Origin of the sequence: Clostridium sp. FP2, from assembly GCF_011065955.2 — a bacterium.
In the GTDB taxonomy this organism is placed as follows: Bacteria; Bacillota; Clostridia; order Clostridiales; family Clostridiaceae; genus Clostridium_AD; species Clostridium_AD tagluense.
This window is the reverse complement of the sequence record NZ_JAAMNI020000001.1, coordinates 1811450-1834518: the sequence shown is the minus strand read 5'-3', so window position 1 is coordinate 1834518 and position 23069 is coordinate 1811450. Positions and strand designations below refer to the sequence as shown.

38 protein-coding genes are annotated in these 23069 nt (G+C 28.8%); 2 read left to right on the top strand and 36 right to left on the bottom strand.

The features are described from left to right. Positions 1–142: 142 nt before the first annotated feature. From G9F71_RS08565 to G9F71_RS08390, 36 genes are all read right to left on the bottom strand, one after another. A complete protein-coding gene (locus G9F71_RS08565) occupies positions 143–904 on the bottom strand; it encodes an MBL fold metallo-hydrolase (protein WP_164948836.1) in 762 nt (253 codons plus the stop codon). A 632-nt stretch (positions 905–1536) separates the two neighbouring features. After that, positions 1537–1689, bottom strand: coding sequence for a hypothetical protein (locus tag G9F71_RS08560; RefSeq protein ID WP_164948835.1), 153 nt, complete (start codon positions 1687–1689; stop codon positions 1537–1539). 70 nt (positions 1690–1759) lie between these two features. Continuing rightward, on the bottom strand, positions 1760–1990 hold the full coding sequence (locus tag G9F71_RS08555; protein WP_164948834.1) for a hypothetical protein: 231 nt from the start codon (positions 1988–1990) through the stop codon (positions 1760–1762). A 79-nt stretch (positions 1991–2069) separates the two neighbouring features. Further along, a complete protein-coding gene (locus G9F71_RS08550) occupies positions 2070–2756 on the bottom strand; it encodes a DNA-directed RNA polymerase subunit alpha C-terminal domain-containing protein (protein ID WP_164948833.1) in 687 nt (228 codons plus the stop codon). A 106-nt stretch (positions 2757–2862) separates the two neighbouring features. Next, positions 2863–3531, bottom strand: coding sequence for a helix-turn-helix domain-containing protein (locus tag G9F71_RS08545; protein ID WP_164948832.1), 669 nt, complete (start codon positions 3529–3531; stop codon positions 2863–2865). 86 nt (positions 3532–3617) lie between these two features. Next, complete coding sequence (locus tag G9F71_RS08540; RefSeq protein WP_164948831.1) at positions 3618–3836, bottom strand: hypothetical protein; 219 nt, start codon at positions 3834–3836, stop codon at positions 3618–3620. A gap of 43 nt (positions 3837–3879) precedes the next feature. Beyond that, complete coding sequence (yyaC, locus tag G9F71_RS08535; protein ID WP_164948830.1) at positions 3880–4488, bottom strand: spore protease YyaC; 609 nt, start codon at positions 4486–4488, stop codon at positions 3880–3882. Positions 4489–4611: 123 nt separating this feature from the next. Then, positions 4612–5541, bottom strand: coding sequence for a hypothetical protein (locus G9F71_RS08530; protein ID WP_164948829.1), 930 nt, complete (start codon positions 5539–5541; stop codon positions 4612–4614). Positions 5542–5559: 18 nt separating this feature from the next. Then, positions 5560–6126, bottom strand: coding sequence for a hypothetical protein (locus tag G9F71_RS08525; protein ID WP_164948828.1), 567 nt, complete (start codon positions 6124–6126; stop codon positions 5560–5562). A gap of 87 nt (positions 6127–6213) precedes the next feature. Then, a complete protein-coding gene (locus G9F71_RS08520) occupies positions 6214–7110 on the bottom strand; it encodes a tyrosine-type recombinase/integrase (RefSeq protein WP_164948827.1) in 897 nt (298 codons plus the stop codon). Beyond that, positions 7094–7258 carry a hypothetical protein gene (locus G9F71_RS08515; RefSeq protein WP_164948826.1) on the bottom strand — a complete coding sequence of 55 codons (165 nt, stop codon included), beginning with the start codon at positions 7256–7258 and terminating at the stop codon, positions 7094–7096. Before G9F71_RS08515 ends, G9F71_RS08520 begins: the two co-directional genes overlap by 17 nt. A gap of 92 nt (positions 7259–7350) precedes the next feature. Further along, positions 7351–7683, bottom strand: coding sequence for a hypothetical protein (locus G9F71_RS08510; protein ID WP_224626262.1), 333 nt, complete (start codon positions 7681–7683; stop codon positions 7351–7353). Positions 7684–7701: 18 nt separating this feature from the next. Beyond that, a complete protein-coding gene (locus G9F71_RS08505) occupies positions 7702–7923 on the bottom strand; it encodes a hypothetical protein (protein ID WP_164948825.1) in 222 nt (73 codons plus the stop codon). 132 nt (positions 7924–8055) lie between these two features. Further along, positions 8056–8250: a hypothetical protein gene (locus G9F71_RS08500; RefSeq protein WP_164948824.1), complete on the bottom strand. Its 195-nt coding sequence runs from the start codon at positions 8248–8250 to the stop codon at positions 8056–8058. 8 nt (positions 8251–8258) lie between these two features. Continuing rightward, a complete protein-coding gene (locus tag G9F71_RS08495; RefSeq protein ID WP_164948823.1) occupies positions 8259–9197 on the bottom strand; it encodes a type II toxin-antitoxin system PemK/MazF family toxin in 939 nt (312 codons plus the stop codon). 85 nt (positions 9198–9282) lie between these two features. Next, positions 9283–9462, bottom strand: a complete 180-nt coding sequence (locus tag G9F71_RS08490; protein ID WP_164948822.1) for a hypothetical protein — start codon at positions 9460–9462, stop codon at positions 9283–9285. A 242-nt stretch (positions 9463–9704) separates the two neighbouring features. After that, a complete protein-coding gene (locus G9F71_RS08485) occupies positions 9705–9917 on the bottom strand; it encodes a hypothetical protein (protein WP_164948821.1) in 213 nt (70 codons plus the stop codon). Between the two features lie 119 nt (positions 9918–10036). After that, positions 10037–10528 carry a hypothetical protein gene (locus G9F71_RS08480; RefSeq protein ID WP_164948820.1) on the bottom strand — a complete coding sequence of 164 codons (492 nt, stop codon included), beginning with the start codon at positions 10526–10528 and terminating at the stop codon, positions 10037–10039. A 44-nt stretch (positions 10529–10572) separates the two neighbouring features. Then, positions 10573–10764, bottom strand: a complete 192-nt coding sequence (locus tag G9F71_RS08475; protein WP_164948819.1) for a hypothetical protein — start codon at positions 10762–10764, stop codon at positions 10573–10575. Between the two features lie 437 nt (positions 10765–11201). Beyond that, positions 11202–11615 carry a hypothetical protein gene (locus G9F71_RS08470; protein WP_164948818.1) on the bottom strand — a complete coding sequence of 138 codons (414 nt, stop codon included), beginning with the start codon at positions 11613–11615 and terminating at the stop codon, positions 11202–11204. A 135-nt stretch (positions 11616–11750) separates the two neighbouring features. Continuing rightward, positions 11751–11972, bottom strand: coding sequence for a hypothetical protein (locus G9F71_RS08465; RefSeq protein ID WP_164948817.1), 222 nt, complete (start codon positions 11970–11972; stop codon positions 11751–11753). 29 nt (positions 11973–12001) lie between these two features. Continuing rightward, positions 12002–12259, bottom strand: a complete 258-nt coding sequence (locus G9F71_RS08460) for a hypothetical protein (protein ID WP_164948816.1) — start codon at positions 12257–12259, stop codon at positions 12002–12004. Between the two features lie 36 nt (positions 12260–12295). After that, positions 12296–12460: a hypothetical protein gene (locus tag G9F71_RS08455; RefSeq protein WP_164948815.1), complete on the bottom strand. Its 165-nt coding sequence runs from the start codon at positions 12458–12460 to the stop codon at positions 12296–12298. Between the two features lie 34 nt (positions 12461–12494). Continuing rightward, positions 12495–12752 (bottom strand): hypothetical protein, encoded by a 258-nt coding sequence (locus G9F71_RS08450; RefSeq protein ID WP_164948814.1) that lies wholly within the window; start codon positions 12750–12752, stop codon positions 12495–12497. A gap of 22 nt (positions 12753–12774) precedes the next feature. After that, positions 12775–13023, bottom strand: coding sequence for a hypothetical protein (locus G9F71_RS08445; protein ID WP_164948813.1), 249 nt, complete (start codon positions 13021–13023; stop codon positions 12775–12777). A 40-nt stretch (positions 13024–13063) separates the two neighbouring features. Further along, a complete protein-coding gene (locus G9F71_RS08440) occupies positions 13064–13300 on the bottom strand; it encodes a hypothetical protein (RefSeq protein ID WP_164948812.1) in 237 nt (78 codons plus the stop codon). A 53-nt stretch (positions 13301–13353) separates the two neighbouring features. Next, positions 13354–13923, bottom strand: a complete 570-nt coding sequence (locus G9F71_RS08435) for a hypothetical protein (protein WP_164948811.1) — start codon at positions 13921–13923, stop codon at positions 13354–13356. 139 nt (positions 13924–14062) lie between these two features. Further along, complete coding sequence (locus G9F71_RS08430) at positions 14063–14290, bottom strand: hypothetical protein (protein ID WP_164948810.1); 228 nt, start codon at positions 14288–14290, stop codon at positions 14063–14065. Then, positions 14290–14667: a hypothetical protein gene (locus G9F71_RS08425; RefSeq protein WP_164948809.1), complete on the bottom strand. Its 378-nt coding sequence runs from the start codon at positions 14665–14667 to the stop codon at positions 14290–14292. Before G9F71_RS08425 ends, G9F71_RS08430 begins: the two co-directional genes overlap by 1 nt. Positions 14668–14774: 107 nt before the next feature. Beyond that, positions 14775–15476 (bottom strand): hypothetical protein, encoded by a 702-nt coding sequence (locus G9F71_RS08420; protein ID WP_164948808.1) that lies wholly within the window; start codon positions 15474–15476, stop codon positions 14775–14777. A 94-nt stretch (positions 15477–15570) separates the two neighbouring features. Then, the gene (locus G9F71_RS08415) at positions 15571–15744 is read right to left on the bottom strand and encodes a hypothetical protein (protein WP_164948807.1); all 174 of its coding nucleotides are present in this window, start codon (positions 15742–15744) and stop codon (positions 15571–15573) included. A 37-nt stretch (positions 15745–15781) separates the two neighbouring features. Next, positions 15782–16045, bottom strand: a complete 264-nt coding sequence (locus G9F71_RS08410; RefSeq protein ID WP_164948806.1) for a hypothetical protein — start codon at positions 16043–16045, stop codon at positions 15782–15784. Positions 16046–16066: 21 nt separating this feature from the next. After that, positions 16067–16264 carry a hypothetical protein gene (locus G9F71_RS08405; RefSeq protein WP_164948805.1) on the bottom strand — a complete coding sequence of 66 codons (198 nt, stop codon included), beginning with the start codon at positions 16262–16264 and terminating at the stop codon, positions 16067–16069. Positions 16265–16372: 108 nt separating this feature from the next. Then, positions 16373–16603 carry a hypothetical protein gene (locus G9F71_RS08400; RefSeq protein ID WP_164948804.1) on the bottom strand — a complete coding sequence of 77 codons (231 nt, stop codon included), beginning with the start codon at positions 16601–16603 and terminating at the stop codon, positions 16373–16375. Positions 16604–16711: 108 nt separating this feature from the next. Then, positions 16712–17128 (bottom strand): hypothetical protein, encoded by a 417-nt coding sequence (locus tag G9F71_RS08395; protein WP_164948803.1) that lies wholly within the window; start codon positions 17126–17128, stop codon positions 16712–16714. Between the two features lie 130 nt (positions 17129–17258). Beyond that, positions 17259–17438 (bottom strand): hypothetical protein, encoded by a 180-nt coding sequence (locus tag G9F71_RS08390; protein ID WP_164948802.1) that lies wholly within the window; start codon positions 17436–17438, stop codon positions 17259–17261. A 3001-nt stretch (positions 17439–20439) separates the two neighbouring features. Here G9F71_RS08390 and G9F71_RS08385 point away from each other — a divergent pair. Continuing rightward, the gene (locus G9F71_RS08385; RefSeq protein ID WP_164948801.1) at positions 20440–21123 is read left to right on the top strand and encodes a hypothetical protein; all 684 of its coding nucleotides are present in this window, start codon (positions 20440–20442) and stop codon (positions 21121–21123) included. Positions 21124–21405: 282 nt separating this feature from the next. Continuing rightward, entirely contained in the window at positions 21406–22995 is a 1590-nt protein-coding gene (locus tag G9F71_RS08380; protein ID WP_164948800.1) for a DEAD/DEAH box helicase, read from the top strand. Positions 22996–23069: the final 74 nt, after the last annotated feature.

Genomic DNA, 23069 nt, shown 5'->3' with positions numbered 1-23069 from the left:
AAATATCACAACATTCATTTACTTTTGAATAATGTGATATTTAAAAATGTTATTCATTTTTTAATAAACTTGTATTATTAAACTATAAATTGTAATTTGTAATTTTTTTTGCTATACTCATTCTGTCTTTTATAGTTTGTAATTATATCCAGATAGCAAAATCTTTGTATTCAAAAGTACCACTACCGTGATGCAATTTACCTTTCGATTCCAACTGTCTAAAAGCATCACGCATCCTAATGAGTATTTCTGGATGTATATCCAAACTGTGATGCGCTGGAAAAACCTTTTTTACTGGAAGTGTTACAATTCTCTCAATTGATTTCAAATAAGCTTTCGGATCAGTAGAAGGATAATAAGCAAATAAAGTATCTTTATAAACTAAATCACCTGTGAAAAGATAACCACGTTCCTTTTCAAAAAAACATATGTGTCCTGGTGAATGGCCGGGCGTATGTAGCACTTGAATAGAACGTCCTCCTATATCAATGATGTCATTATCTTTTAGAACCATTGTAGGTGTACCCTGAAAGAATTTGTAATTGTCCACATTATAACCTTCTGGCAAATCGCAACGATCTACTACCATGTCCTTGATTTGTTCCAAAGTCAGTGGAAATTCTCCATTCAGCCAGTTTAATTCATTCTCATGAGCATAAAAGTCAGGAAAAAACTTATGCCCACCGATATGATCCCAATGAATATGAGTTGCCACAGCAGTTATTGGTTTGTCAGTCAGTTTTATCACTTCATCATAAATATTGCAAATACCAAGACCAGTATCAATCAATAGGCTCCTTTCAGTACCATTTAAAAGATAGGCATGTGTTTCCTCCCAATGTCGGTATTCACTGATGATATGTGTATCCTTATCTATATGATCTATTGTAAACCAATTGTCCATTTAATTTGTCCTTTCCATTTTATTGGATTTGTAAATAAATCACAACAAAATTCAAATTTATTTATTGTTAAATTATAACATACATATATCACACTATTCAATTTTTAAAGACTTTCGCTAAAATACATTGGCGGACATTCTTCATTTTCACTATTATAAGTTACTTTGTTATCATCCAGGTAATCAATGTATAAAATATTTTAGGTTTAGACATACTAGAAGTAATAAAGCTAATATTAAAGGAAAGAGATGTGAATAAGATGAATAATTCGCCAAAAGAAAAAAAACACACTAATCAATCTGTTGACTCTAAAATTTTACGTACTGACCCGCCATGCGCAGAGGGTTATGTACAAGATTGTAGTTCAGGCGTGTGTAAATGTGTAAAAGACGAAAGCGTAGATCCCCCAGTAACAATCACCCACTTTTCCAGTAAAAAAATCCGTGATAATAAGTAATGGAATTTATAATGAAGGCAATAAATTGTACAATTTTAAGATATTTAAACGAAAAAAGCTTACTAATGTAATTTAGTAGGCTTTTATTATATTTCTAAACCAACTAATCATTTTTTACTTAATCTCTTCACTACGTATTTTTTTCAAATTTCGTCTTATCAAATACTCATTTTATTATTTCATCCAGCTATCATCATCATAATATTCACAATTCTTTGCTTCATTATAAGTCGTTAATTCATGACTTCCTTTGTCGGAACACTGACAAAAACTATGCTCTGGAAACTCTTTACAATATCCACAATCAGTACAATTTTTCTCATTCATCAATATTTCTCCTTTATAAGTTGTCTTTTAAGTTATATCTCTTTTAGTATCTTTGTAATAGAAACTATTTTTATAAGACATTTATCTCTTTTACATATTCCCAAAATATTAGGTCTCCAGCTTCGAGCTTAAGTCCATCTTCATTTATAAATGTAATTAGTCCCTCTTGCTTTTTAACATGTTCAGTGCCATCAGTGGTTACTTCAACAACTGTTTCATTTAGAATTAAGGTCATAACCTCATTGCTTTCCCCTTCAAGTATAATTGCTGTTTTTGGTTTTAAATTGTTAATGTTTTTCATAATATTATTCCTTCTTTCACTTTTATTATTTTATTTAATTATACATTTCCTTAATATAAAAAACTACTTTTATAGCTCTTCACATTTTATTTAACATTTCTACTAACTGTTCATTTCTTTTTTCCAATCTATCGAATTCTTTATTTACTTCCTTTTTCAGAAAACTAAATGTGAACTGGTTATTATCCACTAAATCAATTAATTTCCGAATATACTCTCTATCACCTTTTATAGCTTGTATTAGTATTTGATTATTAGCACAAGGGCAAGTGATTCTATTATTTTCAGTTAATTTTCCTCTTAATATAAAAAGATTCACATTTTTATTGAAATTATTCAAAATTATTTCATCATTTGTGAATGGTTTTAACGAATTATTACCATTATTATTATAGTTATTGATACATTCATTAATATGTTGTACGGTTGTTTTTCCAATACGTCTTATACAACAAATTTCATCCCTTTCCAATGAGATAAGGTCTTCAATGCTCATAATATTTTTATCTATCAATGCATTGATGCTACGTGTATGAAATTTTAATAGTTTAAGCAAATTATACATTTTTACGTCTTTATTAATTTCATTCTTAGATATATAATTCTCCATTTCGTTACAATAATTTTTGAATTCAATATATTGTCCAACTATATTATTAATATTAGATAAAGATGTACTATATTCTATGGCTAATTCTTCATGTGTTTTCCCTGCAACACTTTTTCTAATAATTTCACTATTTCTTATCTCAATTTTTGATGTCATTTCAAATTCCTCTTTTGTAATTTATTTATTGATTTAAAGTTTAATTATACTTCCTCACTTTTATATTTTATAATTGTCTTCTTCCTATTAAAATATTCTTTTTATATTATTCTTTGAAATAATCAGACAGTATTTTTATAATTTGTTGATCTACAGTTAACTGCTGACGTTGAGACAATTCTTCTATCTTATCCAATAAGTCACTAGATATTTTTAACGGAACATTGTTAATTATTTTTTTCATAACTTCTCTATTTAGTTTAATAATTCTTTCGCTAAACTCTTTGTTTTGTAGAATATTTTTTTTCATATCTATATATGTTGAAAGATCTTTCATGTCTTCTATTGTTAATTCTTTCTGTAGGTACTTTGAAGGAGTTCCACCTAATATTTCTAGAATTCCAGGGATGTATTTACTAGGTATACCTTGCTTTTTCTTTTTCCATAGATTGATGATTTGTTTATTAATACCAAGTATCTCTGCGAAATCCTTATTCTGTATCTCATATATATTTAGCACATACTCAAGCCCCGTTATAACACCACAACTTTTACTATGTTCCAAGATATATTTTATGTTTTCTTCAGTTAATTCTTCGTTAAAGTATCGAATAGGTATGTTGAAGATATCCATAAGGGTTTTGCTATATTCTTGAGGAATGTCGCTTCTCCCTGCCACTCGGTTATCAATATATGATTTTTTAACACCAAGCTTCTCAGCTAACTCTTCATGCTCCATAACGTGTATCAATAATACATATTTAAGTCCGTTCATTTTTACCTTCTCCTTACATTTTAATATGTAAGAATATTTTAACATATCTTATTGTTTAATTGCTACACCCTCATCAAATTTAGATTTTAAATGTGTTTTAGGAACCTCTCATCAAAAATAGATATTTTTTTCAATGTGCACAATCCATTCCCACTATTCTCTTTTTCAAATAGGTTTCCAAAGTCATCTTCGTATAACCCAAGTTTCTCGTTCCAAAAGAGTTTTGCTAACCTTGATTCCCCTGGAGCTGAGTAACATTCTGCTGCAACTTTCTTATTTCTTTTTAACCAGTCAAACAATATCATTATTAATACATCTCCCTTCTCTTGAAATCCACTTTTTATTGGGCTATACTGCAACCTTGTCGTTAATGATCATTTTTCTTACGCTTAGCTTATTTATTGCAGATATTATTCCAACTTCTAAATTTCTAACCATTTCATAAACTATTCCGATTCTTGTGTTTTGTAGAACCATAAACTCAAATGCGCCAGATATATTAACTATACCTGCAATTGAAATATCCCCAATGGAAGGTAATTCTTTATTAAAAGCTGCCCCTGGAGTAAGTGTTCCGTTTGCTATACATATCTTTTGCAAATTACCAGTACTACCTAAACATGCATCAATCGCTATTATCAATGAATTTTTAGCATCAATTGTATTTAAAGTATCTTCTAAATTTTTAGCATGAACTGGGTTTTGGAGACTCCCATATATTTTACATTTTCCTTTTAATTCCTCTCTCTCAGATAAAAATGTACCTAGCATTGGAGCAAAACAATCTCCTGCACTTCTGTCAGTTCCTATACATATTAAAACTATTTCATTATAATCTTTCTTTGATTCTGTAATTAATTTATATAGTTGTTGTGATATTTTTTCTTGAGCTCCGTCTACCTTTGTATCAATATATCCTTTTTTTACTCCATAAAGTTCATCTTGTATTGTTGACATTCTACATTCCTTCTTTCTTTATATTTTAGTATTTTTTTTCTCTTAAAACTTATGATTTATAATAGTACTGTTTAATTGTTAACTGTCAAGCCAAGTTTTAAGCACGTAACTTGGCTCCATAATCTATTCGTATTTCTCTTCTGCGATTTTCTTATACCATCTCAGAGCCTCTGGTCTCTTCAAATTGTATATTGCTGCTACAGTTTCAAAATTAAAGAACTCTTCATTCTCTGGAGCTAGTAAGTATATCAATCTACTCCTTCTGATGTCTGCTAAAGTTAAGTCTTTTACATTTATCCCCTTACAAAGAATATCGCTAGCTCTTAGAGCACGTTGCAAAGCTAAATGAGGATTATTTAAATAAGTTTTGTCGGACACTCTTCCAACATTAACTGGTTTGATTAGATATTCTGAATCTTTATAAAGAGTTTTTTTAGTCCTTCCATCCTTTGTTGTTCTGATACAAGATAGTTCTTTTAAACACAATTTAATATCTTCTGCAACTGACGGATCTTCGATTCTAAAAACTTTATTTTCTAAATTTATTATTGCAATCTCCCATCCATTTTCTGATTGAACAAATTCTATATTTCCTTCCTTAATTGCTCTTATTTCGTCGTTCAGTAGCCCTTCCCAGGCTAATTCAAAGATTACTTTATCCCTAAGATTAACTTTCATTCCACCTTCTGTCATATCTAGTTGAGATCTTATCGTCAGATATTGGTCGTAATTAATAGTTGTTGTTAGTAGTTGCTCTTTGTCTATTAAAGAAAGAAGAACTCCATCTTCCATTATATACTCACGTATCGCAAGTTTTTTCTTTTTACATATGAAGTCAGCGAATTTTCTTAATATAACCATGCTCTTATTTAAACCTTGTGGAGATACAGAACCTGCTTTTTTTAGGAATGTAGCAATCTCAGCATCTTCCCAATCTAATAATTCTATTTTTGTTTCTATTTCTGTTTCAATTATATTTTTTATTATCTGACCTTTATTGCCTTCTTTATCATGTTCATCTAAAAATTTCTCTGAGTATTCTTGTGTTAACATTATTTACATCCTCCAATACTATTTTACTTTATAATATGCTTTTGGAATTGTATCATTCAAAATAAATGCATTGTTGTGTGTAGTCTCTCCGCTTTCTAAATGCTTTATATATAATTCGTTTATATCTTCATCAGAAACTTCAATCAATTCCGAATTCTTCGTTAGTTCAAGTATAGATATTAATTTACTATTCTTTTCTTCTAACTCTTTGTTTTTTTTCTCTAATTCTTTCAATCGCTTTTCAGAATTATGTTCTATAGATTCCATCTTTAGTTTCAACGATCTCAATTCATATTCTAAATTTTGAGTCTTATTATCTTTTCCTTCATCTTCATCTTCATCTTCTGTTATCTCTATCTTATCTGTTCCTTTTGCGTTCAATTTTGAGAATGCGTCAACAAGATTTTCGATTGCACTTTCCTTCAAACTACTAAAGTCTCCAGATATAATCTTCTCACTTAACATTCTAGCTTTTATAATATCGTCTGTCTTCAATAATGTTTGGACTATCGTGTTCAATTTTTCTTGTGGAACAAGATCGCTTATCTCGATTAAATCTTTTAATAATTCTATGTTTGTTTCCATTATATATCCACCCCTCGTTTATTTAATTTTATATTATTATTATCTTATTGTCAACTGAATCGAATATAATTCGTTCGACGTTATTATTTAATATATAGATTTTAGCGGATTGGTTTTTGCTGCTTCAATCATCTGATTATCTGCAACTTGAACATAGATTTGAGTCGTTGAAATATCTTCATGCCCAAGTATTTTTTGAAGAGTTCTTATACTGACACCATTCTGAAATTGAAGTGTAGCAAAAGTATGTCTAAGTACATGAACGGACACGTCGTTCTTGCCTTCTGTATTCAATCCTGCATTGGCTATTGCTTTATTAACCGCCGATTGTACTGAATCGCTTGATACCCTAGTCAAACGTTCAGATAAGAACAATGCATCTACTTCTATTCCTGAATCAGCTCTTGTCGTCTTAATATATTCTTTCAATAAGTCTATAATTGATGAATCTAAATGTATTACACGTTCTTTATTTCCTTTCCCTACAATATTCAAGTTTTCATTATCGATACATGAAATGTTCAGGCTGACTAATTCAGCTAATCTTATTCCAGTATTAAGAAATAATATTATCATCATCTTATCTCTTTCTTTGTTCCTTCCACCTACTGAGTTAACTAGTCTCTTGCATTCTTCTAATGTAAAGTATTTTGCAATCCTTTTGTTTTTCTTAGGTTGTTTTTTTAAGTCAACAATAATGTTATGCTTTAACAATTCAATCTCCTTGCAGTATTCAAAGAATGATTTCAATGCTGATATTTTGTTTCTTCGAGTCCCATTTGAGTTGCTTTCAGTTAGACTATTTATGAAGCCATATATGTTAGATAATTTAACTTTAATTATACTTTGCCTAGTTATAGAGAATTCACTCTTTTTCATATACTGCATAAACAAATGCACACTACTGTAATACTGTTCGACTGTCCCAGCAGACTTTCCTTCTACTCCATGTAAATAGTCCTTATATTCATCTATCAACAACATTACTATTTACCTTCCTTTCTTTTATCTTTTTAACTGACCATTTGTAAAGTCCTATTAACAATACAACTACTGTCTTTATTGCGTAATATACAGCATATAGACCCCAAATTACTATCAAGAAAAAAAACATTATTGGATGGTTCTCCATAGATACTTCCTCCTAAGATTATATTATTATTATATACTTCTTTTAATTTTCTTATACATTATTGTTTAATTATTCTTTCGACATATTATCCTTTAATTGTATAAGCCAAGTAGTTTGAATGTATTAGTTATTCTAGTCAGTTTATTATTTCTGTGCCCTAATTCCTCTCTATGGTCATGGCTTTCTATAGATTTAAAGATATTCTTTAAATTCTCATGCTTGCCTTGTGAATGAAACCTTGCATCTCTATATTTGTTTTGATGCTCTAGCTCTATTAGTCTTCCATCGTGGTTTATATCCTTTATATACCATGTGTCTCTCTTACTTTGTATTCTAATATATTCTCCAATCTTATCCCAAGAGAAGCCATGTTTGAAACATAAATTCTCTATTTCTATTTTATTCATTTCTTCTATTAATATCATTATTACCATTCCTTCCTTTTATATTAATTGTATCTCAGTACATTCTATTCCGAATTTTTCTTTTAATAAAAATGCTGTTAAATTTCCAACAACATAACTATCATCATTCTCAATTATGTTGATTAATCTTAGTTCTCCTAAAATTTCTTCTACAAATTCTTCAATATCTTCTTCTTTAACATTATTATTTAATAAATCTAAGCACATTGTTTCGTAGCTTAACATGTAAACTTTTGTCATAAACTTAACACCTCTTCCATATATTTTACGAACATATGTTCTAAAATTATTATACTACTGGAAGTATTTATTTGTCAAATTTATTTTATAGTTATGATTCTTTTTTAGAAAAGAAGGGGATTATCCCCTTCTTTAATGAGTTGGTGGGTCGATTGTAGCGACATTTATTGTCGGCACGTTTATTTTTTGTGTTATTAGTTTAGTGCTACTAGCAAATAAACCTCCCATTATAACTATGCCTAACCCTACTGCTGCAATTCTTTTTGTAATCTTCATCTTTTGAAGACCTCCTAATAAATATTCTATGGGAGAGTTTAACGCTCCCATGCTATTTATTAGGCTACTAATTTTTTGATGTCGTCTAATTCTTTTTGAAGTTCTAAGATGACTTCACTTTTTTCCATATCTGAAAAACTACAAAGCATCGGTTTAAATCTAGTATCTTTATAACTTTTAATACATGCTTGCATCTCAGGAACCCTCTTTAGTATTTTTGCTTTATTGAACTGAGATAATATTTTATATCTTTCCTCTTTAATCTGATCATAAAATGTAATGCACTTTTCAAACATCTCGCATCCTTCTAACACAAAATCATCACCCAACTCTATGCACAAGCTTCCAACCATCCAGCAGGTATAAATATACTCACTATTTATTGTTGTACTAAAAGTTAACGATTTTTTAGCTACATCATAAGCTTCATAAATTTGACCATTTTTCTTTAATGCTAGTGCTAGATGAAAATTTGCCCACTCTAGTTCTGCATGTATTTCTGTACCCTGTATTACGCGGCCCATTTCATATAAGTTTTTTAAATATTTTTCTGATAACTGTCTCAACAATTCGTAATCTTCTTGACACTTGGCCATTCTGATTTCCATTCTATTCTTCTCGTAAATCTGATATAGTTTCAAGTCTCCCCAATTATTCTTAATTCCTAGTTGATTCATTAACACTCTTTCAACCTCCTGCATTTTTTGTAGGTTTACAAATCCTATTTTGAATAAAATATTACTTTTTGAAATTGTTTGTACTTGGTTAGTAAGTATCGCGGATTCCCATTTTAATCCACATTCTGTTCCTATTAATACGTTTGATGGGTTGTCTTTATTAGTGGTGGAAGTTAATGGAACTACATTTATCAAGTCACTAAATTTATTTGACACTTGGCAACTTAAAACTAGAACCGGATGTTTTCCATGAAGGAGATTCCCTTCACCTTTTAATTGAACCTCAAAAATATCAGACCTTCTAACTATAACTTTTTCCACTTTATTTACCCCACCTTAAAATTGTTTTGTTAGAGTAGCAAGCATTGCCACTCTGTTTATATTTTTTCTAAATTACTTTGATTTTCTAGGCTGCTTTATGATTTTCTAATTCAAGCTTTAACTCGTTAAGTCTTTTTTTATGAAATTCTCTTTTCTCTGCATCCTGTTCTCTCTTTATTGCCTCCTTATGAAACATAAGTCCACTTATAATAATGTTTAGTGTGCAATCCTTTACCCCTGGTGTTCTAGCTCCTTTTGTGCTCATTTCTTTATCCCCCTAAGTTTTTATTTTGAGGTCAATTACCCCTCAGCTAAACACATCAAAAATGTATTTAGCTCAAGGTGGGGAAAATTTGAGCATCTTTCTTTAATTAGTAGTAAAGATTATAAACTACTCTGCAGCTTCATATCAGCTACCATTATTTTCTGCATGATTATTGTTTACTTGTCGAATTTATTCTATATCATTATTATTCTATTGTCAATGTTTTATTCTTCTAAGAGATACTATAATTTATGTATCTCTACATAGTCTTTATAGACTCTCATTCTAGTCCTAGTCATCCTAACAGGGTTAAATTGTTGCGCCTTGTCATTCATATACTGCCTAAACTCTAAGTCTTGCCAGCTCTCAGGAAACTGTTCCAAGTTATTCAGCATTGAAGTCTTTAACGTGTCACATAAGCTTTCTATTTTTTCTTTCTGCTGCTCAATATTCATAAAATCTCACCTCCCTTCATCATTACTATTGAGTTGTTAAACTAAAACTAATCTTTTATATGATATAGTGATAACGAAAATACCGCCTATCCAAGTTGAATAATGCGGTATTTAAATAACTATTTATTTTTATATTCTGACTCATACCATTCAAGAAAATCCCCATATAATTTTTCTTCAGCTATTTTTCGTGCCTTAGCAGCATCCTCAACTTTATCATAATGACCTAAAGAGTATCGTATGCCCTGGAACATAATGCTAGCAACATATCTATCGTATTTGCGATAAACGCCTTTGTAGCCAGTAGCATTTTTCCTTCTCGGCATACTCCCCTTAACAATATCAAGCCTTGTCCCTGCTATACAATTATTCTTTTTAAATTTTGCCATGTTTTTTATAGCATTCTCTTTTGCAAGTTCCGTGGCTATACAGCCACAACTTCTAACCCTTCCATCTTTCAAATCACGCATAGTGGCGAAAGTCTCATTTCCACATTTGCACTTGCATTTCCATACAATATTTGCATCCTTCCGAATTTCTGTAGGCTCTATTGCTGTAAGTCTTTCAAAAACTTTATCTGTTATATCTTTGCCTTTACGTGTTTTCCCCATTTTCTTCTAAGTCCTCTCGTTTCTTCTGTTAAATAATTTTAAAATTAAAGAGTTTCGTTATAACTCCATCCGTATATATCTGTGTCACCAAATCCATTTTCTACTGCTTTTGTTTCACATTCTTCATTGGTTTCACCTTTAATTATTTTTACTATTTCACATTCTGTAGTAAAATCTACATCATCCCAATTTTTTTCTACTCCATCTTTCATTTTAAAAATATGTAGGTTCAACATATTATTTTCTCCTTTACTCTTAACTCCCTTACGGTGAGTGATTTATATACATTCTATACCTTTATTATACATTATTAAAACAGTTTTATAAAATAATCTTAATATACACCTTTCTTTTAAAATACCTATTTGATAATACCCTCAACTATATATCTTTCTTAAAACATCTTTGACCTTAGCACTTTGACCAAAAACAAGACTCATAGCTTCAACATACTTTTTAAAGTCTATCATAGATCCCTTAAATTTTATGGCCATTATTATTCACCCTCTTTCTAATATTATCGACTTGACGTTATTAATTCTAAGCAGGATATACCTCTCTAGCACGTGTTTATAACATTGTCCTAGCTTTATATCCTCCAACAGTTAACAAGCCTTATATGAGTGTACTATCATTGTTTAATTGTTATCAAAGGATAGTTTTAATAGAAAGTTTATTCCTCCCCTAGATAGTCCCAATCTCCAACGACTAACTCACGACTTCCGCACCTAGGACACTTATCATTCGTATGGTGGTCAAATACATGCATACATTTACATTGGACAAACCATCCTTCTTCAAGTCCCATTTCAAAATAATAATCTGGGTATGTGTTCATTTCACCAGTCATTTCAAAACAATTCCTTGCTAGTATTTCATTCCCTTCTGCTTCTTCTAAAAAATTATTATATGTGTATTTGCTTATTTCATTTGGTTCGTTTAGTTCTGCTACTGCGTAACACACACCATGTTTTGACTGGAATGCAGCAATATTTTTATACACTAGAACATCCCCATTTATTGATATTTCAAGTTTAAATTTTTCATTTTCTATACATCCATATTCATTACATTTTATTTCATTCATTATTGTTACACCATCCTTTTTATTGAAGGTTTACGCCCTCTATATAGCACTTAAAATCTTCTTGAGTAATTACACCTATTCAACTTTTAAGTGCTATATACAAGCCGTAAAGCTTGTAATATTATTGTTTAATCGTTAATCATTGTTTATTTTAAGGTCTACGATATAACTCATTCTGATATTATAAATATTTCCTTTACTAGTTATAAACTCATGTATATTTCCATTTTCATACGATATTAAAGCCTTTTCTAGTTCCTCTTTATTTAGTCTAAAATATACAACTTTACCATGTGAAAATGTCAATTCAACATATTTTAAATTCTTTTCCTCTTCATTATTAATTATTTTATTCATTCTTTCCGCCTCCTGGAACTATATTAAAATTAGATTTTTATTATAATATTGTTTTTTATATATTTTAATAAATCACTTATTGTATTAAATTGCTTCTGATTAAAAATGTTTTCCCCTAAAATCGCTATAACGTTTGTATAGTCTAACATTGGTATGTCAATATTATCCGACTCCATTTCATTTAAGAAATCAGTAATATATGTGTAATTTCTTTTGATAATATTACCATTTTCATTTTCATAGCTAATTCTTAAATCTTTTCTAAACCCTTTTTTATATCTATCCATTTATAAAACCTCTTCCCTTTTAAAATCTGTTTTTTATTAGCATATTCTAATATATTTGCCGACATTATAACTTAATTCTTGGTAGTAATTTCTAACATACTGATTTGCTTTTACAAAATCATGTTTTAATTCTAAAGGCATTTTTAACTGTTTTACTGTAATTACTCCATCCAATTCAATTTCAATAGTAATATTAATCATTTATAAAACATCCTTTCATATTAAAATCATTATTTTAATCTCTACTAGTGAAACGTGGTAAAAAGAAGTTTTCCATTTTCTTTGTTTGTCTGTTAAGATTACTTTGTATTCCATAAATATCATGAGAAAAATTAAAATTGTCAGCATTTAGAAAATCGTCAAGTCTTAAATTAAATTCTTCTTTTGCACATTCTAAATCCATAATAAGTGACATTCTATCAAACATAAGTAATCCATTTTCTTCTGCCCTTTTAGCAATTTTTATAATTAGTTCAAAGTTCTCTCTTTTCATAATCTTTCAATCTCCCTCATATTTAAATTTTAACATTTATCTTATTTTGTATATCCCTATCCAATTGAATAAGGTTTTTAATTCCATCAACGTAACAATTAAAATATAGATTATCAGTATCTAAACTAGGATTATTAGCATCTATCATAGAGTTGAATATTGCCTTAATAATTGATTGATGTATTACAACTTTATCCTCTTTTAATAACTGTTTTTGAACTTCAAAAATTATCTTATTGTAATTTGTTACTTTTAAATTATAATAACCCATGTTTATTCTCCTTTTAAACCATTATTTGAAATTACGATAATTAAATTAATTTACTTAATTTTTTCATATTTTCAGACGTATATCCAATAACTGCTAATGCTTGATTAATGCCTTCTGCGTAACCTCTTTTATTATCAGCCCTTCTTAATTGTGTAGTTGCTTGATGAAATTCTCTATCTATCTTTTCAGCTTCCTCATATAAAGAATTTGATTCTTCAATATTTTTTATTGCTTCAATACACAAATTTTCACATTTTTTCTTTTCAATATTTGTCATTTTTATACCCTCCAATTTTTAATAAAATAATTGTTTTAAATTACTAGCTAAAATTAATCTGTAAATAATATGCCTTGTTTTAAATTTCCACTTTTGAATGATGCCATGTTACTTATCCAAACAGTGCCTATTGGAGCAGTTAAACCACCATTTAATATATTCCATCCTTGAGGTATTGTTTTATATATATCAATATTATTTTTTATTGCATATTCTTTTATTCTCCTATTCTTTGATTCTGTTGCTGTTTCTCCCTTAGCTTCTGAAGCTAATCTATGAACCTCATCATTTAATTTTTCTTTATTCTCCTCTGTAGCTTCAAACATCCATTCAAAATCTATTACTTCGCCTTTTCCGTCTTCACGTAGCTTATGTTGTGGGTTGTATCTGCCAAAACTATTACCTTCTGTATCTTTAACATAAGTTTGAATACTCCAGTAAGTTTCTAATACTCTATCTACATAACCATTTTGTTTCCAAAGTTTAGGTAAAGAATTTTTTAAAGAACTATCTTCACATTTGTCTAGTTCAATTATTATCTTTTCGCCTTTTTCGTTTGTATCTGTAAATGTATAAAACCATCTTGACTCCGCCATTTGTTCAATGGTATATTCTTTTTTCATTATTAACACATCCTCTTTAAAATTATGAAGCTTCTTAGCCTCTAAAATGCATTTTATGGCAATTGCAGCCTCTTATATAAAATACATTTTACAAGCTTCAAGAGTATTATTTAGTTGTTTTAATACTCTTGAAATGTTTTTATACCTCTAAACTGTCCATATAGTTATTTTCATTTGCGAATAATAACTTATACCTACCATATCCAATTGCTTTCATATGCTCATTACATGCCTCCTGGAGCTTCTCCATAACCTTTATATCATCTTTGCACTTTATAATATATTTTCCAGTGTCTTGACATAATTTAGTGTTTAATAAAGCTTTTAATAATCCATCATCTTTTAAAAATACAACATCTCTTTGCATTAGTTTGAACCTCCTATAACAAAATATTTTGAGGTCTCTTCGTTGTCCCACGCTTCAAGAATTATCTTATTATCTGTAGTAACTGCAAATAGTTCAATGTTGAATTGCTCCTCAACATCAATATAATACTGTGTGTTTGTATTTCCTATCATTGCATAGCTACTTGATGAAGTGTAAGGAAGTCCGAAAAACATTTCTATATCATTTAATGAATACATTTTTTGTGCTAGTCCTCTATGGTCTATTAAAGTCTTGTTAATAAATAACTTCTTTAATGCTTTGTTAACATTTTTAAAATCAGTATCATTCCATTCTGTTTTAAATTCTGGTTTTTCTATCTCTTTTAAGTTTGTAAACATTGCTTTTAAATTTGTCATTATTACAGCACATCCCTTTTTATAATTAGCAATTTAATATTGCTTTACATAGCACACTAATATTATTGTTTAATTGTTAATGTGCTAGTTAAAACATTTAAATTAAACTAACATCCATATTCATTTAATTTAGTTTCTTGTATACTGTCTTTCCAATTTTCTATATCTGTTTTTATTGACCAATGTTTATTATATCCATTAAAATGTCTTAATAAATGTAATAAGTTAATGTTATTATCGTCTACCCATAAAGAAAAGTTTGGATATTGTTTTCCTTCTGATTTTTCTAAGTCATAAAAATGTTTTTGAATTTCTTTTCTAGTGTTTTCTAATGTAATATTATATTGAAATTCATCCCCGTAATTATAAGCTTTATAAGTGTTAGAAGTTTCTTTTGTTTCGTCTGCAAATACTCTATACCCAGCTAACCATCCTAAAACTTCTATATTATCAAAAGAACAATTACAATTTTCATTTACAAACTTTAAAATACCATTGTATGAATATGAAATATTTTTGTTTCTTTCACATTCTAAACGTGATTTGTTGCAGTCATCAATTTTATTATCATTTGTTATATAATGACAAGAATCAATAAATCCGATTGCTTCACCTACTTCATAACCTCCATATCTATGATATTTTTTAAGGTCATCCTGTGTTTTACCCATTCCACAAATTTCAAGGTAAATCTTTTTACCCTCATTATTTGTGAAAGCCGTTCTAATTCTACAATTCGATATTTCACCTCTCCATGTATTTTCACATCCTGCACCTTCAAAATATAATACTTTTAATTCTTTATTCATTATTAAAAACCTACCTTTTTAATTTTAGTATTTATATTAAATACTTTACATTGCATACTATTATTATGTATTTGTAGTATGCAAACTAAAACATTTAAACCCTAACATCTCCACGGTAACGTCCACCCAAAGGTAGTAATTTAATATGGAGCAAAGCTTGATTAAAACCTCTTTTAATACATCCTATAACTTTAGGTATTAACATTTCTTCAGTGTTGTTATAATAAATTCCTAACTGGTTAGTGATTATTACTGATTTATAATACATAAATACACCTCTTTCTCAATCTTTTAAAAGAATACTTTTAAATTATTTCATTATTAAAACTAAATTGTATTTTATCATTATCATTAAAGGTTAATAGTCTCATGGTATAAACTGAATTTTTATAAAGTTTCATTATGTCGCTTTTATTCCATTCTTTAATGCTAAAACGTTCACTACAATTTACATTATGTTTTAAAATAACTTCTAAGAATTTTTCGTGTTTTATAGAGTTTTTTACATCTTGTTTTAATTTCTTTGCATAGCTTTTATTTACTGCAAACACAAAACCATTCTCTACCATATTTAATACACCTCTTCACTTTTATTTTGTGAACTTAATTTCTTTAGCAGAAAAGTATAATCCGTCACAATTTTCGATATAATACTCTTGACCGTCTTTACTGTATATAATTTCTTTTATTTCCCATGCCTCCATTGTTATCAATTCATTATCCATTGAAATATCTTTAAATTCTATTGATTTTATACCCTTGATACTTATTTTCTTAGTTCTGAACATTGCTTTACATCCTTTTATTAGTAATTAAATTACTACCTAAGAGGTTATATTTTAACCTCTTAACGCTCATAGCCTAAAGCACTATTTATACACGCTATGACGTGTGAATTATAACAAGTTTGTTATGCAATAACATTCTTCAATAGTGTAGTTATTATATTTATAGTTGTAAGTGTCTTTGATATAATCTATAACTGAGTTTTTTTTCATGTCTTTAGTTTCAATATAAAAGCATTTTTTTTCATTGTCATTGAATGAAACAAGTTCATTATTATAGTGTATATAGTCAACGTCTTTAATTCTTGCAATTGTAATAGTTTTTGAGTAAATGTTAATCATGGTAAAGCACCAACCTTTTAAATTTTAGCAATTAATTGCTTTACATTGCATATAATATTATTATGTATTTGTTATATGCAAGTTAAAACATTTAATAAAACATTGTTTTTATAGTTCATTTACTATATTTTTAAGTCTTAATTGATAGTTAATATATAATTCTGTATTCTCTTTACATTCTGTTTTTGACTCTTCAATCCAAACTGGGAAGCATTCATTTATTAGATATTCTATATAGTTTTTAATAGTTCCATGTTGCTCAAGTATATCGTCAATATTTTCTAATAAGTCACCTTTAAAGTCTAATTCCCATGAATTACAAATATCTTTTAATATACTAGGTATAATATTTTCAATGCTTAAATCGTCCTCTAAGTCGCATAGTCTGCCATCCATTGCATTCTGTGTAATCTCTTCAAGTCTGTTTTCATAACCATTATTTATTAAAAAATTCTCTATAGATTCTTTTATTTGTTGTTGCTCATAAGTTGTTAACTGGCATATAAATATACTTCTTTTTTTCATTATTAACACATCCTTTTTATAATTTTAAAATCAAGCTACATTATATATAGCCTCATTTTAAGATTATATAAGCACATCTATTTGCAAGATATGCTCAACTTGTATTATGTCTAATCATTTTTAGTACCTCCTATCGCATTATTTCGCCATTAGAAAAATTAATTTGTATGCCTTTATTTATTAATTCGTCCAATGCCTCAAAATAATCATTTACGTTTTTATCGTTATTAAAATCAATTTCGCTAACTTCTTTACTTGTTAAAAAACCATTTTTAAACCCTTTTTTCACTAATTCATCAAAACTCTTCATTTTTATAACCACCTTTTTAAATTATTTAATAACGTATGCAAACTATTATGTTAACTAATTTACATAAGTTATTAAACAATTATATAAAACCAGTTACAAATATTTTATAAAAATAACAGTAAATTTTATACTTAATTTGCTATTCTGCGAGCATTTCACAAATATAAGATTCTAGTGTTTCTTTATCTATTTGCAATGGTTTTATATTGCTATTGCATTGTTTTTAATAAGTGTACGAATACAGTTATTATTTTTTTAATGCTATTAGTTTTTATTGTTATGGTACTGTTTAATTGTTTAAGTCGTTGTAATACATCTCCACTTTATGATAGTATGGAGTGTGATTTTTTTATGTTTGTCATTTATGTTTTAAAGCATTTATTTGTTTAGTTTTAAATTTTAGTCTAATACTAAAATATCTCTAGCTATCAATAAAGGTAAGTCAAGAGTATTTTAATACATCCAATTATGATAATTGAATTACTACAGATTTTTAAACTGTTTTTAGTTACCTGTTATATTAAATTGGACAGTAACTATTACTGTTTTTTAAATGGTATCGTCCATTTATAATGTTATTTGTTGCTCATTATACTTTTTAATTTGTTCCCTATTTTGCACATAATGGCTTCAAGGTATGCGACATATAGTATTTGTTTTCAGTGCTCCAACCTACTATATCGCCTATCATTAAAAAGATTTATTCAATTGTCAATGTACAATTTGTGTAGTTAGTCCCTAACTACTAGGTTAAGCAAGTATTTAATGTAGTGTATCAAGTGTGTGTCCCTTGCCGATAAATTAATAATACTACAGTATTGTTTTATTGTCAATATGTTATTTAAGGTTGTATAAGGTTGTTAGAATAGATTAAAGTGTTAATACTTTGATTTGCTACTATTTCCTATGTATTTCATTATTGTTTCATTGTTAATGTTATTGTTTATTAGTTAGTTAGCGTAACAGGGTTAAGGGTTATTATGGCTAAAATGAAGCAATAGAGAGCCATGTTATGTTTGTTAGGTAATAGTATTAGGGTTACATGGTTACAATGCGTTAGAATGAACGTGAGATGGTGTGATATTTTAGATATTAGGATTTATTAGTGTAGATATTATAATAGTAGTTATATATTAGTCATTGTGTGTAGTCCTGTTTACTCCAGTATGCTAATAGATATGGTTATGCTATTTTGTTACATTATATAATAGTGTTAGCTAAGTAATAGCTATAAATATAGTCCATTAATAGGAATAGAATCAAGGTAAATAACAGGTTAATATATTATATTGGGTTATTAGTTATTGTTGGGTGTTTGTTATATTTATAGTTGTTATAGGTATGTAGGATCAATTTCATAGTATATAAAAGATACTAAGGATATAAAATACATGTTGGGTGTATTATAGTTAGTATGTTTTGTCGAATAAAGTAGAATGGAACGTTAGGAGAAATTAGGTATAACAGTACTGTTTAATTGTAAAGTGGTTTATAGAGCGTTTAAATGAGTTTTGAGAGTGTAATAGATTTGATTATGTATGTTTATAATGGTTATGTGAGATATTGAGATTATTTGTTTGTCGAATGATTATATAGTTGTTACTGCATTTGATAACACGAACATTAATAGTGTATTACTTGTCATTGTTCGTGTTTTATTATTAGTAACATGGTGTTCCTGATTATTATATTGTAAACCTGTGTAGTATTATTTTGTTTACAAAGGAGTGTAATTTATGGAAAATGTAAAACACGAACGTTATTTATTTAAATTAGTTTATTGTTCGTGTTTATTTAGGTAGTTCAAATCTGTAAAAACAGTCTTTTATAGTTCGCTAGTGTACTATTAAACTAATACACTAGTAAACTGAATATATCCACTTCAAAACATCAAAAATAAATCTACACCTAGTTATGATAACTATATGATACAAATATACCCTATTTCCTGTAAACATACAACTAAATATACATTTAATAGCATGTTTTTATTCAATAACCTTCAAATATAGACGTATCAACGACTTGCAGTACCTTCAAAATATCACTAAAACACACAAAAACCTGACAAATGAGACTATTGGCTGATTAAATTACAAGGATTGCAGCATGGGGCGTATATTACGTTTCAACCTTTTCATAGCCTCCTCGGAATTTGGCCCCCTGTTTCACTCCAGCACTCAGTCAAAAAATCGACTTTCCTCCTTAAAAATAATCACGGGCAACCCTACACAAATCAACACTTCACACGGGACATTTCTATTTTACCTCATATTTTACCTAAAAACTCACTTTAGCCGGTTTCACTTCCCGTAATATTTTCACATCGTCCCGTAACGGTCGTGAACCACTTTACTCTATTCCTCACTAATTACACATAAAACACCAAACAACATCTCTATGACTCTATTACACTATCAAAAACATACTCCCCGGGGTACTAATCTATCTGAAAACTTTTCCTCTATACTATCCCCTACTCAGCTATAAAATTAAGCTACACTATTTCTATAAGCTTAACAAATAACTATCAACTGATCTTATCTATATTCAATCATTCTCATACACTTATTATCACTTTTCATCCAATCTAACCTAATACTCTGCAATACTCATACAATCTCAAAAACACCTAAAACACTATATTATATTTCTCCTTGTCTAATAGTTCCTACAAGCAACTGTAATTTTCACACTAGCAAATATTAATCCTTAGCCCTAAACGCCCTCTCTGGTTACTACAGACAATCAAAACAATGTCCACATGGGAGGGGTTATTAAACATTGAAAATTATTAATATCTACTGCCTATAACAGTACCTCTAAAAATTAAGCAATTCCTATTATCAATAAATTTATTTAGAAATTGAATAAAAAGGTTGTCATTTGAGTAAGAATTATATATACTATAAATATAACAATTAAACAATAACATTACGCAAGGAGATGTTTTTGTAAAAATCAACTTTAAATTATTTTTATTTTCAGAAAGGAGAAAGTAATGTTTAATGATTCACCTGCTTCATCCATTCCAATAATTAGTAAGAATTTTATCCAAATGAAAAATGGTCTGTTTGGAAATAACAAAGACCCAACAACTTCACTAATACATTCTATAGGAACTATTGGATATTCAATTCTCACCTACTTAGTTTATAAATCAAGAGGAGAACACAAAACTACAATAGATCTTCAAGATATTATATCTACACTTTCAATAAGTAAACTTACAGTAAAAAAATATCTACCAAAACTTCAACAGAGCAACTTACTAACATGCAGCAAAGATTTATCTACTATTGTTAAAAAAGATAGATTAACAATTGACTTAACTCTGTACTATAATCTCAAGGGAGGATTTGAAAAAATACCTCAATCAATATACTTAGATTATTATAGACACCTCTCCCCTACTGGATGGATTATTCTATGTCTACTTACAAAAATGCACAATAGAGATTTTGGTGGTACTGGGTCACTGGGATTTACTTCAATATCTGAAGATAGAATATCTCAGTTTTTAGGTATTCATAAGAACACTGTTAGTTTATATGTTATAGAGATTAAGAAGCTCAAACTTATCAAGGTTATAAATAGCAAAAATATCATCACTGGATATGATGACTATGGTAATCCTCAGAAGACTTATGTTCCTAATCAGTATAGTGTCATATTTAAAAATTAAGTATATTATATTGATTATACTATTTCCATTTAATTCCATATGCAGGTTCGGAGGAACCTAAATATTAAGTATATCTAATTATTATAAGTATATCTATCTAAAAGGTACACTATTTTTATTCAGTTTTTGAACAAATTTCTTATCGACCACTCACGATTTTTATTCAGTTTTTGCATAAAAATAGTGTGGGGCATGAATCAACGGTTTGCAGACATACCCAAGAGGGGTATGTTACAGTAACAATTAAACAATAATATTATAGGAAAGAAGGTATATAAAAATATGAAAATTACACTCAGACCATATCAATTAGAATGTGTAGATGCAATTAATAAACTCCCATTAGGAGAAAGAGGATTAGTTGTACTCCCTACTGCTTCAGGCAAAACTCAAATTTTTTCTAATGTAGTAGCAAATAATGAAGGTCGTTCATTAATAATAGTTCCTAGTGATGAATTAAAATGCCAGGCTCGAGATAAACTGCTAAATTTAGATCCTACGTTAGATATAGGATTGATTCAAGCAAATGTAAATGAAGTATCCAATAAAATTTGCATTGCTACTAGACAATCCCTTTCACATAAGAAGTCTACGAGGATAGAAAGAATGCTAGAACATGGGAATTTCACTAAGATTATTATAGATGAGGTTCATAATGCAACTGGTCAAATTGATAAGATACTCTCTCAGATGGATTGTTCTAAGGCAAAAGTAATTGCATTCACAGCAACACCCTGGAGTAAAGATTTGTCCTCTGTTTTTAGCAATAGAATTTATACTAGAGATATTCTAACAATGATTGAAGAAAAATATTTGTGTGAACCAAAGGTTATCCAAGTTTCTACTAAAACAAGTCTTGCTGGAGTTAAAACTGTTGCTGGTGAATTTAATCAGCGTCAGCTAGAATTATGTGTAGATAACTCAGAAAGAAATGATTTAATTGTAAAGGCCTATAAGAAAATTGCAATTGATAGAAAATATACAGTTGTTTACTGTGCAGGTATTGAGCATAGTGTCAATTTAGCTGCAGAGTTTCAAAGAAATGGAATAAGTTGTGGTAGTATAGATTCCACACTATCTAGGGAAGAAAGAACAAATATTATAAATAAGTTTGAGACTGGAGTTATAAAAGTATTATGCAATGTTGCTATTCTCACTACAGGATATGACTTTCCTCCATTGGATGCAATTATTCTAGCGAGGCCAACTAAGAGTAAAATTCTATTTTGTCAAATATTAGGAAGAATGTTGAGATTATCAGAAGGAAAAGAAGATGGTCTGCTTATAGATTTCAAAGATGCAAGTTCATCGCATGACATTATGGACATGGATAATATGTTTGATGTTAACTTCAAGAATGGTCAGAAATTATCTGAAGCATTAGAGGATAAAAAGAATGAGGCTGAGGCAGTTAGAGTAGAAAGAGAAAAGGTAGAATTAGAGAGAATAGAAAATTTAGAAATAATTGCAAAACAAATTAAATTATTTAACAAGGAAATGAAGTTGGCCTTTGCTGAGGTTTCTTATGATTGGTTTAGGTGTACACCCAGTATTTACGCGGTATCAGAATCATCAGATCATCACCTAGCGATTGAATCTGGAGACGGTGAATTTTTAATCTATAAGGTTGTCACAGAAAAAGGTAATAAAAGTGTAGAGTTTGTAGATGCTTTTGAAAATATTATAGATGCCATAAAAGCCACAGAAGAGAGTATAAAAAATCCCAAGAGCTTTGCTTATAAGGATGCTGGATGGAAATTTGACAACGCTACGGAGAATCAGAAAAAATACGTACCTTGGGCAAAGAACAAATTTGATTGTCATAAATATTTTACAGCTAATTCAATTAAATCACAATTAAGAAACTTTTAATTGACAATAGAACAATACTATTGTAATATAGACATATTAACAACAATAGAATAATAACATTATAAAGGAGGAAT

Excerpts from the sequence above, each read along its gene's own strand:
- G9F71_RS08565 (WP_164948836.1), bottom strand. The coding sequence starts at position 904 with ATGGACAATTGGTTTACAATAGATCATATAGATAAGGATACACATATC.
- G9F71_RS08515 (WP_164948826.1), bottom strand. The coding sequence starts at position 7,258 with ATGGAGAACCATCCAATAATGTTTTTTTTCTTGATAGTAATTTGGGGT.
- G9F71_RS08525 (WP_164948828.1), bottom strand. The coding sequence starts at position 6,126 with ATGGAAACAAACATAGAATTATTAAAAGATTTAATCGAGATAAGCGAT.
- G9F71_RS08555 (WP_164948834.1), bottom strand. The coding sequence starts at position 1,990 with ATGAAAAACATTAACAATTTAAAACCAAAAACAGCAATTATACTTGAA.
- G9F71_RS08480 (WP_164948820.1), bottom strand. The coding sequence starts at position 10,528 with ATGGGGAAAACACGTAAAGGCAAAGATATAACAGATAAAGTTTTTGAA.
- G9F71_RS08450 (WP_164948814.1), bottom strand. The coding sequence starts at position 12,752 with ATGAAAAGAGAGAACTTTGAACTAATTATAAAAATTGCTAAAAGGGCA.
- G9F71_RS08455 (WP_164948815.1), bottom strand. The coding sequence starts at position 12,460 with ATGATTAATATTACTATTGAAATTGAATTGGATGGAGTAATTACAGTA.
- G9F71_RS08445 (WP_164948813.1), bottom strand. The coding sequence starts at position 13,023 with ATGGGTTATTATAATTTAAAAGTAACAAATTACAATAAGATAATTTTT.
- G9F71_RS08415 (WP_164948807.1), bottom strand. The coding sequence starts at position 15,744 with ATGTATTATAAATCAGTAATAATCACTAACCAGTTAGGAATTTATTAT.
- yyaC (WP_164948830.1), bottom strand. The coding sequence starts at position 4,488 with ATGTCAACAATACAAGATGAACTTTATGGAGTAAAAAAAGGATATATT.
- G9F71_RS08490 (WP_164948822.1), bottom strand. The coding sequence starts at position 9,462 with ATGAGCACAAAAGGAGCTAGAACACCAGGGGTAAAGGATTGCACACTA.
- G9F71_RS08530 (WP_164948829.1), bottom strand. The coding sequence starts at position 5,541 with ATGTTAACACAAGAATACTCAGAGAAATTTTTAGATGAACATGATAAA.
- G9F71_RS08460 (WP_164948816.1), bottom strand. The coding sequence starts at position 12,259 with ATGGATAGATATAAAAAAGGGTTTAGAAAAGATTTAAGAATTAGCTAT.
- G9F71_RS08520 (WP_164948827.1), bottom strand. The coding sequence starts at position 7,110 with ATGTTGTTGATAGATGAATATAAGGACTATTTACATGGAGTAGAAGGA.
- G9F71_RS08410 (WP_164948806.1), bottom strand. The coding sequence starts at position 16,045 with ATGGTAGAGAATGGTTTTGTGTTTGCAGTAAATAAAAGCTATGCAAAG.
- G9F71_RS08405 (WP_164948805.1), bottom strand. The coding sequence starts at position 16,264 with ATGTTCAGAACTAAGAAAATAAGTATCAAGGGTATAAAATCAATAGAA.
- G9F71_RS08540 (WP_164948831.1), bottom strand. The coding sequence starts at position 3,836 with ATGATATTGTTTGACTGGTTAAAAAGAAATAAGAAAGTTGCAGCAGAA.
- G9F71_RS08505 (WP_164948825.1), bottom strand. The coding sequence starts at position 7,923 with ATGACAAAAGTTTACATGTTAAGCTACGAAACAATGTGCTTAGATTTA.
- G9F71_RS08395 (WP_164948803.1), bottom strand. The coding sequence starts at position 17,128 with ATGAAAAAAAGAAGTATATTTATATGCCAGTTAACAACTTATGAGCAA.
- G9F71_RS08400 (WP_164948804.1), bottom strand. The coding sequence starts at position 16,603 with ATGATTAACATTTACTCAAAAACTATTACAATTGCAAGAATTAAAGAC.
- G9F71_RS08425 (WP_164948809.1), bottom strand. The coding sequence starts at position 14,667 with ATGACAAATTTAAAAGCAATGTTTACAAACTTAAAAGAGATAGAAAAA.
- G9F71_RS08465 (WP_164948817.1), bottom strand. The coding sequence starts at position 11,972 with ATGAATAAAATAATTAATAATGAAGAGGAAAAGAATTTAAAATATGTT.
- G9F71_RS08510 (WP_224626262.1), bottom strand. The coding sequence starts at position 7,683 with ATGATATTAATAGAAGAAATGAATAAAATAGAAATAGAGAATTTATGT.
- G9F71_RS08440 (WP_164948812.1), bottom strand. The coding sequence starts at position 13,300 with ATGACAAATATTGAAAAGAAAAAATGTGAAAATTTGTGTATTGAAGCA.
- G9F71_RS08435 (WP_164948811.1), bottom strand. The coding sequence starts at position 13,923 with ATGAAAAAAGAATATACCATTGAACAAATGGCGGAGTCAAGATGGTTT.
- G9F71_RS08500 (WP_164948824.1), bottom strand. The coding sequence starts at position 8,250 with ATGGGAGCGTTAAACTCTCCCATAGAATATTTATTAGGAGGTCTTCAA.
- G9F71_RS08475 (WP_164948819.1), bottom strand. The coding sequence starts at position 10,764 with ATGTTGAACCTACATATTTTTAAAATGAAAGATGGAGTAGAAAAAAAT.
- G9F71_RS08470 (WP_164948818.1), bottom strand. The coding sequence starts at position 11,615 with ATGAATGAAATAAAATGTAATGAATATGGATGTATAGAAAATGAAAAA.
- G9F71_RS08560 (WP_164948835.1), bottom strand. The coding sequence starts at position 1,689 with ATGAATGAGAAAAATTGTACTGATTGTGGATATTGTAAAGAGTTTCCA.
- G9F71_RS08550 (WP_164948833.1), bottom strand. The coding sequence starts at position 2,756 with ATGACATCAAAAATTGAGATAAGAAATAGTGAAATTATTAGAAAAAGT.
- G9F71_RS08545 (WP_164948832.1), bottom strand. The coding sequence starts at position 3,531 with ATGAACGGACTTAAATATGTATTATTGATACACGTTATGGAGCATGAA.
- G9F71_RS08380 (WP_164948800.1), top strand. The coding sequence starts at position 21,406 with ATGAAAATTACACTCAGACCATATCAATTAGAATGTGTAGATGCAATT.
- G9F71_RS08430 (WP_164948810.1), bottom strand. The coding sequence starts at position 14,290 with ATGCAAAGAGATGTTGTATTTTTAAAAGATGATGGATTATTAAAAGCT.
- G9F71_RS08390 (WP_164948802.1), bottom strand. The coding sequence starts at position 17,438 with ATGAAGAGTTTTGATGAATTAGTGAAAAAAGGGTTTAAAAATGGTTTT.
- G9F71_RS08385 (WP_164948801.1), top strand. The coding sequence starts at position 20,440 with ATGTTTAATGATTCACCTGCTTCATCCATTCCAATAATTAGTAAGAAT.
- G9F71_RS08420 (WP_164948808.1), bottom strand. The coding sequence starts at position 15,476 with ATGAATAAAGAATTAAAAGTATTATATTTTGAAGGTGCAGGATGTGAA.
- G9F71_RS08485 (WP_164948821.1), bottom strand. The coding sequence starts at position 9,917 with ATGAATATTGAGCAGCAGAAAGAAAAAATAGAAAGCTTATGTGACACG.